At 63.7% G+C, this 13,068-nt stretch carries 13 protein-coding genes; 8 read left to right on the top strand and 5 right to left on the bottom strand.

Translation table 11 applies throughout. The features are described from left to right. Positions 1-140: 140 nt before the first annotated feature. From OHA40_RS03280 to OHA40_RS03270, 3 genes are all read left to right on the top strand, one after another. The gene (locus OHA40_RS03280) at positions 141-1,073 is read left to right on the top strand and encodes a PDR/VanB family oxidoreductase (RefSeq protein ID WP_330231589.1); all 933 of its coding nucleotides are present in this window, start codon (positions 141-143) and stop codon (positions 1,071-1,073) included. Between the two features lie 85 nt (positions 1,074-1,158). Beyond that, positions 1,159-1,857, top strand: coding sequence for a hypothetical protein (locus OHA40_RS03275; protein WP_330231588.1), 699 nt, complete (start codon positions 1,159-1,161; stop codon positions 1,855-1,857). A gap of 425 nt (positions 1,858-2,282) precedes the next feature. Further along, entirely contained in the window at positions 2,283-3,149 is an 867-nt protein-coding gene (locus tag OHA40_RS03270) for a hypothetical protein (protein ID WP_330231587.1), read from the top strand. A gap of 480 nt (positions 3,150-3,629) precedes the next feature. Here OHA40_RS03270 and OHA40_RS03265 read toward each other — a convergent pair whose 3' ends face one another. Next, positions 3,630-3,944 (bottom strand): hypothetical protein, encoded by a 315-nt coding sequence (locus tag OHA40_RS03265; protein WP_330231586.1) that lies wholly within the window; start codon positions 3,942-3,944, stop codon positions 3,630-3,632. Positions 3,945-4,364: 420 nt separating this feature from the next. Between OHA40_RS03265 and OHA40_RS03260 the strand changes: the two genes are divergently transcribed. Next, positions 4,365-4,937: a GNAT family N-acetyltransferase gene (locus OHA40_RS03260; protein WP_330231585.1), complete on the top strand. Its 573-nt coding sequence runs from the start codon at positions 4,365-4,367 to the stop codon at positions 4,935-4,937. A gap of 327 nt (positions 4,938-5,264) precedes the next feature. Here the strand turns inward: OHA40_RS03260 and OHA40_RS03255 are convergent, their stop codons facing one another. The 4 genes from OHA40_RS03255 to OHA40_RS03240 form a co-directional block, all read right to left on the bottom strand. Beyond that, a complete protein-coding gene (locus OHA40_RS03255; RefSeq protein WP_330231584.1) occupies positions 5,265-6,272 on the bottom strand; it encodes a hypothetical protein in 1,008 nt (335 codons plus the stop codon). Between the two features lie 60 nt (positions 6,273-6,332). Beyond that, on the bottom strand, positions 6,333-6,995 hold the full coding sequence (locus tag OHA40_RS03250) for a hypothetical protein (RefSeq protein WP_330231583.1): 663 nt from the start codon (positions 6,993-6,995) through the stop codon (positions 6,333-6,335). Beyond that, positions 6,992-7,171, bottom strand: coding sequence for a hypothetical protein (locus OHA40_RS03245; RefSeq protein ID WP_330231582.1), 180 nt, complete (start codon positions 7,169-7,171; stop codon positions 6,992-6,994). The genes OHA40_RS03250 and OHA40_RS03245 overlap by 4 nt, the downstream gene beginning before the upstream one ends. Positions 7,172-7,494: 323 nt before the next feature. After that, positions 7,495-7,992, bottom strand: coding sequence for a DNA-directed RNA polymerase subunit beta (locus OHA40_RS03240; protein ID WP_330231581.1), 498 nt, complete (start codon positions 7,990-7,992; stop codon positions 7,495-7,497). 157 nt (positions 7,993-8,149) lie between these two features. Between OHA40_RS03240 and OHA40_RS03235 the strand changes: the two genes are divergently transcribed. The 4 genes from OHA40_RS03235 to OHA40_RS03220 all read left to right on the top strand — a co-directional run bounded on the left by OHA40_RS03235 (position 8,150) and on the right by OHA40_RS03220 (position 13,013). Continuing rightward, the gene (locus OHA40_RS03235) at positions 8,150-9,559 is read left to right on the top strand and encodes a helix-turn-helix domain-containing protein (protein ID WP_330231580.1); all 1,410 of its coding nucleotides are present in this window, start codon (positions 8,150-8,152) and stop codon (positions 9,557-9,559) included. Positions 9,560-9,698: 139 nt separating this feature from the next. Continuing rightward, positions 9,699-10,481, top strand: a complete 783-nt coding sequence (locus tag OHA40_RS03230) for an aminoglycoside phosphotransferase family protein (RefSeq protein ID WP_330231579.1) — start codon at positions 9,699-9,701, stop codon at positions 10,479-10,481. 257 nt (positions 10,482-10,738) lie between these two features. Continuing rightward, on the top strand, positions 10,739-11,842 hold the full coding sequence (locus OHA40_RS03225; RefSeq protein WP_330231578.1) for a hypothetical protein: 1,104 nt from the start codon (positions 10,739-10,741) through the stop codon (positions 11,840-11,842). After that, the gene (locus OHA40_RS03220; protein ID WP_330231577.1) at positions 11,829-13,013 is read left to right on the top strand and encodes a hypothetical protein; all 1,185 of its coding nucleotides are present in this window, start codon (positions 11,829-11,831) and stop codon (positions 13,011-13,013) included. Before OHA40_RS03225 ends, OHA40_RS03220 begins: the two co-directional genes overlap by 14 nt. The last annotated feature ends 55 nt before the right edge of the window (positions 13,014-13,068 follow it).

Here is a 13,068-nt window from a genome sequence, read left to right as displayed (position 1 = left end):
AGTCTCCGGGCGCCGCGCGGGCGCGGGTGGGGGCGATAGTCAACGTCGATTGCGCGAATCGACTGCCTGTTCGTCTGCTGCGGGCGCGGCGCATCTCGGCGACGGTGATGGCGGAGACGTTGCCGGGCTAGGGGACGGAAATGACTGAGATAGCGGTACGAGTCTGGCGCCGCCGCGACGAGGCCGCGGGTGTGTTCTCGCTCGACCTGGCGGCCATCGACGGTGGCGAACTGGCGTCGTGGACAGCGGGTGCGCACATCGACGTCGCGGTCGGCGCGGCCGGGGTGCGGCAGTACTCGCTGTGCGGCGAGCCCGCCGACCGATCGCGCTGGCGCATCGCGGTGCTGCACGAGCCGGACGGTCGCGGTGGCTCGGCCTATCTGCACCGGGCCGCGCAGCCCGGCTCGGTGCTGCGAGTCTCGCGGCCGCGCAACAACTTCGAGCTCGTCGACCGACCGGGCTATGTATTCCTGGCCGGTGGGATCGGGATCACGCCGATCCTGCCCATGCTGGCCGCCGCGGAAGCCGCGGGTGCGCGCTGGTCGCTCTTCTACGGCGGCCGCACCCGGCGGCACATGGCCTTCGCCGACGCCATCGCCGAGCGCTACCCGCGAGCGAACCTGCTGCCGCAGGACGAGCACGGCCTGCTGCCGCTGTCGCGAATTCTCGACGGCCTCGGCGACACCGCCGTGTACTGCTGCGGGCCCGAGCCGCTGCTGGCCGCCGTCGAGGCCGAAGGGGAGCGGCGCGGTCTGCCGGTGCATCTGGAGCGCTTCGTGCCGCGGCGGGTGCAGTTCGCGCCGAACGAGACGTTCGAGGTGCGGTTGGCGGCCAGTGGGCGGACGTTCCAGGTCGGGGCGAACCAATCCATCGCCGACGTGCTGGAGTCGGCCGGGATCGGCGTCGTCACCTCATGCCGCGAAGGCACCTGCGGCAGTTGCGAAACCGCTGTTCTCGCAGGCGATATCGAGCACCGCGACACGGTGCTCACCGCCGACGAGCGGGCGCGCGGAGACACGATGATGCTGTGCGTCTCCCGGGCCAGGTCGGGTGCGCTCGTGCTCGACCTCTGACCTGCCCGCCGTGCATCGCGGCAGGCGTGCGGCGCGTCCGACGTGGCCGCTTCCCCTGAGAAAACCCGAGAGGAAAGAAGCAAGGATGAGGAAAATCGTTGCGGTGGCCGCAGGTCTGGTCGCCGCAGTCGGGATCGCGTCCGGCTCGGCCGGTGCGCAGCCCGAGACCGAGGAAGCGGTCGACTTCACCGCCTACGCCACCGACACGCAGTCCATCGTCACCACCGACGCCGGCTCGATGGTCGTCGAGAACGGTGTCTTCAAGATCAAGGCCGCAGGCGGCACCGTGCTCACCGGGATGCCGCTGAAGTTCCGGGTCGACGACTTCGAATTCCCGATCGCGGCCGACATCGCCGGTCGCACGGCGACGCTCACGCCGCAGTTCGACATGGCGCACGCGACCTACAAGCCGGTCGCGCTGCCGTTCGAGGACAAGGCGCCCTGGAAGACCGAATACGACCGTGAACAGGCTGCCTGGTCCCGGATGACCAGCACCATCTCGATGGGCGCCACCATCGGCACCCTGGTCGGCGGCATCGGCGGCGCGGCGGTCGGTTGCGTGCTCGGCGGCATCGCCGGCGCCACCGTCGCCTCGGCGGCGATCGTCGGCCTGTTCGGCGCGTTCATCCCGGCCGCCGCCATCGGCTGCCTCGGCGGCATCATCGCCGTCGGCGCCCTCGGCACCGTCGTCGGCCAGCTGCTGGTCACCGGCCCGGTCGCCATCGGCGCGGCCATCCAGTACTTCTCCACTATCAACCAGCCTCCGCCCGCCCCGGCGAAGTAGGTAGTGGGGAAGAACCCGACGTCTCGTTCGTTGGGGGACACCCGACCCCGTCCGGCCTCGGCCGGGCGGGGTCTTCGCCGTTGTCGGCGGGGTCCGCTGGTTGTGCAGGTCATCTGTGGCACCACTTACCGAGCAATCAGCCGCGCAAAGCCTGCAACGACCTGTCTGCCCCCAGGAGACGTTCGTCAACTCATGTTGACACCGCTCGGTTCGTCAATCTAAATTGACACACGAGGGGGATGGCGTGGACGAGGAGAGTGTTCGTGAAACGACGAGGTGTCAACTACGACGTCGGTATCGAGTTCGGGGAGCGCTATCACTCACGCCCCGTATTCGACCCGGAGATCGCCCGTCGGGAACTCGAAATCATCGGGAAAGATCTGCACTGCAATGCGGTCCGGATTTCCGGGACGGATCCGGACCGATTGGCGGTGGCGGCCGAGCATGCACTTGACCTCGGGCTCGAGGTCTGGCTGTCGCCCCACCTGCATGACAGATCTCCCCGGGAGACGCTGGACTACATCCTGCGGTGCGCGGCAGTTGCCGAGCGAGCGCGGCAGCACCGGCCCTCGGTGGTGTTCGTGCTGGGATGCGAGCTGACGTTGTTCATGAAAGGGATCCTGGACGGCCACAACTCGATCGAGCGGTTCAGCAAGCCGACCAGGTTGCTGACCACTGTGTGGAAACTGAAGGTGCTCAAAACGCACAACAAACCACTGAATGCGTTTCTGGCCGAGGCCGCCCCGGCGGTTCGGGAAGTCTTCAAGGGCCCGATCACCTATGCGGCACTGCCGATCGAGGCCGTCGACTGGACCCTGTTCGACATCATTGGCGTCGACCACTACCGCGCGAAGCGTAATCGCGCCACCTACAGTCGATCGCTGCAAAAACTGTCCGACTGCGGCAAACCGGTCGTGGTCACCGAAGTCGGTGTTTGCCCCTACCAGGGCGCCGAAGACAAGGGGCCACGCGGATTCATGATCGCGGACTTCGCCGCGGACCCGCCGCAGCTGAATGGCGACTACGTCCGCGACGAGGCGATGCAGGCCAGGGAGTTGACCGACATGCTGGGCCAGCTCGACACAGCCGGTGTCGACGGCGTATTCGTTTTCACCTTCGTCACCCCCGCCCTTCCCCACCGCCCGCAATCTCGACTGGACCTCGACCTGGCCGGCTACGGCCTAGTGAAAAGCTACGACGACCACAACGGCAACACATATCCCGATCTGCCGTGGGAGCCAAAACAGTCGTTCCAGGCCGTCGCGGACTTCTACGCCCGTCACACGCGGTAACAGTTCCCCGCGCCACCCAGAGGCGTATGTGCTGACGAGCAACTTCCATACTGGTTGGCACGAGCGGACACGAGGGGCCTGGCACTGCACTGGCCGCGTAGTGCAGTTGGTAGCCGCGAATCCGCACGATCAGGTGCACGTCCGGTTCGTCGGGTAGGGGTGAACTCATCACATGCCCCGGTCCCGGACGCACCGGTGGTCGTCACGGGAGACGATTTCTGACGAGCAGTGGTGCGGTTCGGCTGTGTCGGGATGCATGAGGGACCTTCCGTGAAGGGGCTCGCCCGTAGTGTGAATGATGCTGTTGTGCAACGAATTTCGGAGAGCGGGGAAGGCTGGCGGCTGGGTTCGGTTGGGCACACCGACATGGAGACCCGTCCGCGCAGCCTTCCCCCTTCCGGGTGCCCCGGCAGGTGCGTAATTCCCCTGTGGTGCAAGGGAGAACAGGGGACGCAACCGTGCAGGGCTGGTCTGGGTGGTTCAGGTGTTGTTGATGTGCTGGCCGATGATCGCGGGTATCAACAGGTCCAGGAAGGTGATGTCGTCGGCGTCGGGGATGTTGTCGATGATCGGGTCGAGCACCGGTGCGGCATAGAGGCGGCCACTGTGCGGTGCGGCGGCGGTGCGGGCACTGGTGATCAGTTCATAGACCACCATCGCGATCACACGAGCACGGGTGGTGGCGGTCATCCCGTCCCGCACAGCGTCCGCGGTGGCGGTCACCAAAGTGCCGATCACGTCGGTGAGGACGTCGAGCTCTGCGCAGGCGCGCTCGGCGTCCTGGTCACCGGTCACCGACCGGCCTGCGGCAGCATGGCGTGAGTTGGATAGGTCGTGCAGTTCGTGCCGCTGGAGGAAGTTCCGCAATGGCTGCGATTCGTGACATATTCGGAGATCGCCGACCACGAGGCCCGCGGCTACGCTGACATGGGTGACCTGTGTCGATCTGTCGAGTTGTACGCGACTGCCGTGGACCGACCCGCAGGAGTGCGTACCGCCACGATCGTCCGCGCATGGTCGGCCGCAACCAAGGCTCGCCTCGGCGATATCAGTGGCGCACTCGAGCAGGGGTTCCCAGCGTTGGTGGATCTGTCCGCCATGGCGTCGACACGTACTGCGTCGCCTCGAGCCGGTTCGGACAGCGGTCGATCAACTGCCCGCCGGTGCGGATTTCCGCGACCTGTACGACTCTCTGGCTCAGAAAGCTATAACCGCATGACCGGCTTGCCGGATGGCCTGGAATTCGAGCACTGCACCGCTGCCGAAGCACGTTCTCGACGCCAAATTGTCGAGGATATCTACCACCGTTCATATGTCGATGCCATCGCCTCCGGAGACCCGTTCGACTCGCCCTCGGCATTCATGCGCCGATTCGATTCCTACACCGAGCCCCGTAACAGCGGATTCGCGTATGTGCTTGCGCGAGTGGACGGTAAGCCCGCAGGCCAGATCTGGGGCTGGCCGCTACCCCCGAACGCGCGATGGTGGACAGGATTGCATCTCGACAGCGGCGACCTCGAGGAGTTCACTACCGAAGACGGCACACGCACGTTCGGGCTCAGCGAGATCATGGTGTCCGCCGAGTATGCCAGCCAGGGCATCGCACACGCTCTGCATGACGAATTGCTCAGCTCCAGAACCGAGCAGCGTGCGACACTCCTCGTCGAAACGGACAACGACCGCGCCTACGAGCGTTATCGGCGATGGGGCTGGAATAAGGTCGGATGGCGCCGCCCATCCTGGCCGGACGCCCCACATTTCGATGTGCTGATCCGCGAGTTGCGCTGACCAGCCGAGTCATTCGAGCGGGGTGAGGTAGTGGCGAAAAACCGACGTCTCGTTCGTTGGGGGACACCCGACCCCGTCCGGCAGCCGGGCGGGGTCTTCGCCGTTGTCGGCGGGGTGCTGTCGCCCGAGGGACGCCTAGGACGAGCTTGCGCGAGGGCTGGCACTGCTGCCGCGCAATCCGGCGTGCGACCCGAACCCGTCCCCAACCGAGGGGCCGAAGCTGATCGAGCGCGGACGGTTATCGGTCGCGGGATACTCCGCGCGTGCGGTCGTGTCCTTGTCCGGTGCCGCCACGCTCAACGCTCGGCGCGTGTCCAGGCGGCTGTCTCACTGCCGCTTGCGGGTGGGTTGCTTGTCCCAGCCACAGAAGCCTTTCCACCTCGGACAGGCGGCCTTTTTCGTCCAGTTCCTTGAACGCCGCGTTCCGTGCCTGGTCTTGGGCCTTGGCGGCAGCCGCACGTTCCTTCTCGGCTGCCCCGCGCGCCTCGGCTGCTGCACGCTCCACGCTGGCAGCCTCGGCCGCGTCTCGGGCGGCCTGCTCCCCAGTGTCGGCGGCTTCCCGTTCCTGGAACTGATTGGGCACCGGGAATTCCCGCGCGACGCGTTCGGCAGCCTCACGTTCAACCGTGCACGCTCAGCACTTTCCGGCGTTTGCCGTGCTTGCCTGGCCCGCACGGCTTCTGCGCGGGCCTGCCGGGCGCGTTCGGCTCGCTGCGGGGCATCCGCCCGGCCACGCGCAGCGGCTTCCCGGAACTGCTGCATCCTCCGGAATTTATCGGCACGCTCACGCGCTCGCGCCAGCTCCGCGATTTTCTCCCGGCGCTTTTGTAGCTCCTGGGCCTTTTCCTGACGCGCCTTTTCGCGGACACCAGGCAATTCGATCTGTTGACCCGCTTCTCTTTGCAGGCCTATGGCCCAGATCTCGCGGGCAGTCTCTCGTGAAATGATCTGATGCGTGAACTTATCCCCAAGGTCCTGCACCATGCCATCGATAAGTCTCTGTGCTTCTTTTGATACGAATTCGCCCTCAACAGATCGCAATAAGTGATGCTCGATGACACCTTTCTCGATGAGCGCCCGTACTGCTTTCAACTGTTTCTCATCTTTTGGACCATCAATCCTACCGGATTTGTCCTCGATGGATCGGATCTGCCCCTGAACGTCTTTGCTTACCTTGTCGAATCGAATCTTCACGCCATTGGCGCGAAATTTGTCCGACTGCTGCACATATCCGTTTTCGCGGTCGCGATAGTATCGATATGTTCCGTTCTCGAATACCCTGCCGCGCTTGTTCGGGTCGCATTCTTCGCGGTCTCTGTCGTATCCATCCGGCATAGCTGGCCACACCCCCCGGTGTGCGGAAAGTCTTGATAAAAGGTGTCGTGCGGCGAACTGTCACGTGCCGGGTGAGGATTCCTCACGGTGCTTAGCATCGTGGTCGGACGCATATTCGCGTAGCGCTGCTGCTGCGTACGAGAACATGCCGTCATACCCATCGGGAGAATAATTGATCATGTCATCCATCAATGACCAAGCGGAAAGCTCGTCTTCGTCATAGGTGTCACATTCCAGCGCCGGATTAACACTCTCGTAGAACGCGTATTCGTCGTCGTCGGACCAATCCCATTCGATCCATCGTGCACCCGCAAACTTGATATAACATTCCCCGATGAAACAAATGAAAGCGTCGGCCATGTCGGTGCTCTCGGGAGCCATCGCGGTAGCCATGTCCGGGAACAATTCCGCGACAATGGGGTCCAGCCGTTTCGCCTCCGCTGAGCCTTCCGGCCACGGTTCCGAAGGGAAGCGGCGTATGCCTGCATGGTCCATGAACTTCTGGACTTGCGCCTTGCGGCGGTCGGGGTCGACCCATTTCCCCCATTCGGTCTGCTCGACGGGTACGCCGAGATCCATGATCAACTGCTCGTCATGCCCCACGTCTACCTCCTTCTCGTCGTACTCCGAACAGGACAGTGTCACGCCTGCACCTGTCACCAGGCAAGCGACGGAAAGAGGCGCAAGCGTCACATCGCCGGATGTCCGAAACGGAACCATCATCGCTCCACATACAGCCGCTCACACGGCAACCGACGTAGCCCGGTGGTGTCGCCAGGGATGACGTGCACCGCGTCGAGGTGATGGTGGGCGCGAAAGTCTTGGACGAATAGCAGCGCGGCGGTTAGGCAGGCAGTGAAATCGAGCCGCAGACCGTACAGGAACACCGAGAGATGCACGTCTGGTTCCTCAGGACGCGGGGAAGTCATCGTCGCCCTGCCTGAAAGGTCTCGCGGCCATCCACAACACGGGCTCTGATCCCGGCATCCATCTCGCCCGGTCGCCCCTGGGTGCTGAACAGGTCCCGATCACACAAGCCCTCGCGTGGGAGCATCTGCTGGCCGATTGCCCAGTGTGTTCGTTCATGACGTCGTCGGCAATCGGGGTCACACCAATGCAGTGCGGGTACCCGGCCATGACGGGTGTGCCGCTGCCGTTCAAAACGGTGCCTACACAGGCCGACAACCAAATCGGCGGTCGGGAGATGGAATCAGACATGCGCCTACGCCTTCCGCGGTGCCGACGGTCCGGTGCAGGCGCGAATGGATTCGACCACTGCCAGTCCGGACGGGCGGAAGGAGTCGCGCGGTGCTTGAACCCAGGTTCGGAAACTGATCGGCCCACAGACGGGCGACGGCAATGCGATCTGCGCGCCGAAGGGCGACATGCAGACGTTGAGCCGGAACAGCTCCGCGAACAGTCGCATGTCGTCGGGCACGTCCGGCCTTATCAGAAACGACCAGCGCTTCGACCGGGGGTGTGAGACGATCGGGCCGAGTCGCATAGTCCGCGTCAGCATGTGGTTTTTCACGCTCGCGCCGAGTTGCGCAGGCATGGTGATCGCGCCGACGCTGCCTGTCGGCACGATGATTCGTCCGCCGTGTTCTGGCTGCACCACCACCGCAAGCCCGCAGACCTGCCGGTAGAACCGGCAGCGTGTCGCAGTCGTATCGGCCTGCGCGAGCGGCAGCACCTGAGTGTCGTCCGGCCCCATCTGCATGTCTCCCCTGTACGTAGTGTGATGAGCACCCGGCGCCGAGGAGCTTGCGCCACCGGTCGACCTGCCGTCGGTGATCGGTGTGCCGTTGCGGCGCAACGGCATCGACCCGGCGCCGGGTGCAAGTTCAGTCTGTGACCTACCGCACGGAGGTCGGTATATGTTTGATGCGGACAGAGAACTGTCCGCATCCGAGGCTGCACCGGACTTGGTCGCATACGACCAGGTCACAGAGGATGAAGTGATGGCCCAACAACCGCGTGAGCTGGCCGCAATGGAGTCGGCACGGCAGTTCTTCGGTGCCGAGCTGCGGCATTGGCGACTGTTGCGGGGAATGTCGCATAACCAACTCGGCGCGATAAGTCATGACAGTGGTTCACTCATCGGCAAGGTAGAGAAGGCACAAAGGCGTCCGGGTAGGGACTTCGCGCAGCGAATGGACGAAGCGCTGGAGACTGGTGGCGTTCTCGAACGCATGTGGGTCGATATCAATTCCTCCGCAGTGCAGGAGGATTCGATTCGACCCCTGGTCCCGGACGAGCCCAATACGCCATGGGTCGGCTGCGAGGTGTTCGATCCGGTGCGGGAATGGTTGGAGGAGACTGTTCCGGTCTTTGCGACCGGTTCGAGCCATCGGCGGGTTGGAACTGCCGATATCGCGGTCATGTGGTCGATGTGCGACGTATTCGCCAACGCCGACCATCACCTCGGCGGCGGCTATGCGCGAGCGACACTGGCTCGGTTCCTGGATGACGTCGTAGGTCCAGCCCTGCACAGTTCATACGACAGTCGCACCGCATCCGAGCTGTATGCGGTCGCGGCGCGTCTGTGCGATCTCAGCGGCTTCATGTGCTTCGACTCTGCTCAGCAAGGACGCGGGCAGAGGTACTTTCGGCAAGCTCTTCGGCTTGCGAAAGCAAGCGGTAACGCAGCGTTAGCAGCACATATCCTCACGGACATGTCGATGCAGGCCCACTACCTGAGTCGCCCGAAAGAGGCGCTGTGGTTCGGCGCCGCTGCCGTTCGCGCCGCTGACCAGTCGGGTTCACCGAGCACCGCGGCCCGTTGCGAAGCGTTGCTGGCACGTGCCTACGCGCTGCGTGGCGACGCGAGCGCGAGCGCAGAAGCGATGGTCGAGGCCGAGCGCCGGCTGCACCGCGCGCGTCCAGGTGATGAGCCGGATTGGATACGGTTCTTCACCGAACGACAGTTGTCGGCTGAGTTCATGTACGTCGCGCACGATGGGCAGCGCCCTCGGGATGTCCAGCGGCACGCACCGATGGTGCTGGCAGATGCGGTAGGGATGGAGCGACGTCACGTACTGGCAGCTGCGACGCTGGCAGCGTCCTATGTGCCTGATCCCGCCGCCGCTGCACCCGATCGAACCATAGAAGTCGAGCAAGCCTGTCAGGTGCTCCGTGACGCGATGAAGGCTGCACGGGGATTGACCAGCGCACGCGGAATCGAGGCGATCAACATCGTTCGTCGGCGGCTGGCACCGTACGCTGACATGGCTGTGGTGCAGCAGGTCGAGAACGAATTTCAGTCAACGGTCGCATTGGTGGGATAGGGCTGGCATGTCATCGGAAGAGTTTGCGGCGCTCTACCAGGCGTGCGCAGCCTGCGGGCTTGACCCCACCGGCGCGGAACTCATCCACCATTCCAGCAATGCCGTCTACGTCCTGCCTCATCACGGCATCGTTGGACGGGTGAGCACGAACGACACCGACCCGGACCGGCCGAGACGGACCTACCAGGTCACCGAGTGGCTGATCGAGCGGCACGACTTCGGCGCGACAGCTCCACTGCCTGCCATCCCACCCGTTCGAATCAACGGGCACACGGTCGGATTCTGGCAGTACTACCCACAAACCAGCCGCATGTCCGAGCCGACATCGAAAGACCTGGGACAACTGCTGCGTTCGCTGCACGACCTACCCACGCCCAATATCGAACTACGGCAATGGACGCCGCTGGAATCGCTGCACCAGGCACTGCTGGAGCACGGCTCCGGAAGCGCTATCAATGCGGAAGAACGCGCGTGGCTGCTGAGACGCGTCGATGAGATCCGCAAAGAACTGAGCGAACTCGATTGGCCGCTGGGAATCGGACTCATCCACGGTGACGCATGGGCAGGAAACCTACTGTGGGACAACACAACCGAACCACCGCGAGTAATACTCGGCGACTGGGACCGGGTCAGCATCGGGCCGCGCGAAGTGGACCTCATACCGACATGGCACGCCGCCGTGCGTTACGGGCGGGACGTGCTATGGGTGCGTAACTTCATCGAAGAGTACGGGTACGACCTGTCGGACTGGCCCGGATACCCTGTTCTGCTGGAGATGCGCGATCTCGTTCAGGTCGCCGGGCCACTTCGTCGTGCGGCAGCATCACCAGAGCACGCAGTCCGATTGCGCGAACGAATCAGTGACATTCGGGCCGGCAACCGAACGAAATCATGGAGCCAGTACGTCCCGCATGGGAGGTAAGTCTCGTGACTTCTCAGCTTATTGAACCTCCGCTGGAGTTGTGATGTCACCCGAAAAAGAGGCGGTCGCCCGATGAGTAGCTCGAGCATGTTCTGGTGCTTCCTTGCCGTAGCCGAGGGGTACGACCCTGCCGAAAAGCGGTGTCACATCTCGATACCGCTTATCCACCGTCTCGAACTTCTGAGTCCAGTGCCGTCTCGTCTGCGGCTCGTCTGTGTTACGTTCGGCAGGCCGGAGGGATAATGGAGGGTCGAGGGGTGGCTGCTGCGCTCATTCGCCTGAAAGTCGAGCTGCGCCAGAAACACTTGCAGACACACAGCGGCTTTTGCCGCGAGTACGACAGAGTTGCCCAGACGATCGACCCGGCCCTCGTGGGCACCTCGCCGGGACGCGCGCAGTTCCACCGTTGGTTATCGGGTGCATTGAAAGGGCTTCCCTACCCACACCATTGCCGGGTCCTGGAGAAGATGTTCCCCGGCTACACTGCGGCGCAGTTGTTCGAGCCGTGCGCCGCCGACGAGCCGACCACGCTTCTCGACACCGGCACTACGGAAGTCGACAGCCCCAGAGGACTACTCGGCGTCATCGAGAACCGTCTCACCCGACCAACTTTCGGCGTCGTCGACTGGGCGTCAGAACAGCCAGGGGACGCTTCGGGCTCGGATGCCGGCCCGGCGACAGACGATGTTCGAGGCATCAGCAAAGCAACCAAGCAACTCGCACAACGATTACTGCAGCTCGAGAGGGCCCAGCGTGTCAACAGTCGCGAGGTCAGCCAATTCGCTCATCTGGCCGGTCATATCATCGATCTCGACACCCGCATTGAGATCCAGATCAGCGGCGACGGATCGGCTCGCTTGACCTACCGCTACGAAACACTGAATATGACGGACCGGCCGCTGACTCGTATGTCTCGAGAGCTGTGGTTCAAATACACCGACGGCAAGCTGCACATCAGGCCGCTGCGTGAGAGCACACGCCGCCTCGCGATCCAGCGGATCCACGACACACCAAGCCTATCGAAATTTGCCTGTCGACTTTCACCGGCGATCCAGCCGGGCGATTCTGCTGTAGTCGGCTACACCTGCGATGGAGGCAAATTCGTCGACGAGCTGTACTGGCGGCAATCGATTCACAGATACACCCGGCGCTTCAGCATCCACCTCCGACACGGCGATGCCGGGGACTTGATCAGCTGCTCCGCGGTCGAGGAACATCAAGACGGCGCGGAGAACTCCGCGACCGAAGACCTGATCTGGGACTACGACGGAGACGATGTCATCGTCACGCTCACCCGGGAGTATCTACGCCCGAACCAATCCGTCACACTACGCTGGGAGGTTTCTCATGAGGACTCGTGACGCCGTCGAGCATGCTATCCGGGCATGGAATCAGCACGAGATCAACCGGGGCGCGCCCGCCGTGATCGACTTCGATTTCTTCCCTCCTGCGGGTGAGCCGCCAGCCCCCGTTGACCGACTCGGCACATTCCGACGGTTGAACGACCTGCTCCACGAGATCGACGAATCCGCGGTTGTGCAACGAATCAATGCTGATCTCGCTTACTTGCGCGCGCTCATTGGCGAGCGGCCGAACCTCGACGAGTATGTCCGTGCCACTCAGGGATGTCCGGCAGCCGGATGGTCCGTCGACTATGCCACCGCCAAGGGCGACATCGCCCGTGGATGCCTCGATGCTCTCGGCGTCGGGTGGGGTGAAACTACCGCGGTTGACCTTGCCGCGATGGAAGGCCCACTCGATGCCTCCGACGCACCCGACGCAATCCGCCAAGCCGCAGCCGACTACGAGCCGGTCGTCCGCCGCGTGACCGGTACCGAGGCCGCATACGAACTCACGATCGAGGAAGCGGACGTGGACGCCTATTGGGCGTATTGGCTCGAGGGTGCCGGGCAGCGGGTCCGGCTGCGGCTGAACACGCGCGATGCGAGCTATACAAAGACCCAGGCCCGGCAGTTCGCACTGCATGAGGTCCTGGGCCATGGATTGCAGAGCGCCAGCATCGCCGCCCGCTGCGCTATCGAGGATGTCCCTTGGGTCCGCCTGTCATCTGTCCACGGTCCCCAGCAAGTCTTGTTGGAAGGCTGGGCACAAGCGATGCCGCTGTTCATCGCGCCCGACGATGAGGCATTGGTGGCGCGAGTGCGGATCGACCACTACACACAACTCGTCCGCGCCGAGTTACACCTTGCCGTGAATGCCGGAACGCCAATCGAAGAATGCGCACGTCACGCGCGAGCTCGCGTCCCATGGTGGAAAGACGGCCACATCGCCGACATCCTGGCAGACCGGAGCACAAGCCCACTGCTCAGGACCTACATGTGGGCATACGTCGCAGGCATCGACTGGTTCGTCAACCTTGCCGACGCGAACACCACGATAAGCCGGAACGTACTTCATGCCGCCTACCAGGCCCCACTCACCCCGGCCGACCTTGAAAAACTCTGGCCCGAGGGTCCCGCTGTCGGAGGCGCCGAAGATCGGATTCGCCGACAGAACTCTGCAGCTTCCTGACACTCCTACCTCCTACATGGCGAAGGCATCTCGGATACGGGAGTCGCGCCGCCCT

Source organism: Nocardia sp. NBC_00508 (assembly GCF_036346875.1).
Lineage (GTDB): Bacteria > Actinomycetota > Actinomycetes > Mycobacteriales > Mycobacteriaceae > Nocardia.
This window is presented reverse-complemented; position numbering and strand designations above follow the sequence as displayed.

Coding starts and splice junctions, on each gene's coding strand:
- OHA40_RS03280 (WP_330231589.1), top strand. CDS start 141: ATGACTGAGATAGCGGTACGAGTCTGGCGCCGCCGCGACGAGGCCGCG.
- OHA40_RS03275 (WP_330231588.1), top strand. CDS start 1,159: ATGAGGAAAATCGTTGCGGTGGCCGCAGGTCTGGTCGCCGCAGTCGGG.
- OHA40_RS03260 (WP_330231585.1), top strand. CDS start 4,365: ATGACCGGCTTGCCGGATGGCCTGGAATTCGAGCACTGCACCGCTGCC.
- OHA40_RS03255 (WP_330231584.1), bottom strand. CDS start 6,272: ATGCCGGATGGATACGACAGAGACCGCGAAGAATGCGACCCGAACAAG.
- OHA40_RS03250 (WP_330231583.1), bottom strand. CDS start 6,995: ATGATGGTTCCGTTTCGGACATCCGGCGATGTGACGCTTGCGCCTCTT.
- OHA40_RS03240 (WP_330231581.1), bottom strand. CDS start 7,992: ATGCAGATGGGGCCGGACGACACTCAGGTGCTGCCGCTCGCGCAGGCC.
- OHA40_RS03235 (WP_330231580.1), top strand. CDS start 8,150: ATGTTTGATGCGGACAGAGAACTGTCCGCATCCGAGGCTGCACCGGAC.
- OHA40_RS03220 (WP_330231577.1), top strand. CDS start 11,829: ATGAGGACTCGTGACGCCGTCGAGCATGCTATCCGGGCATGGAATCAG.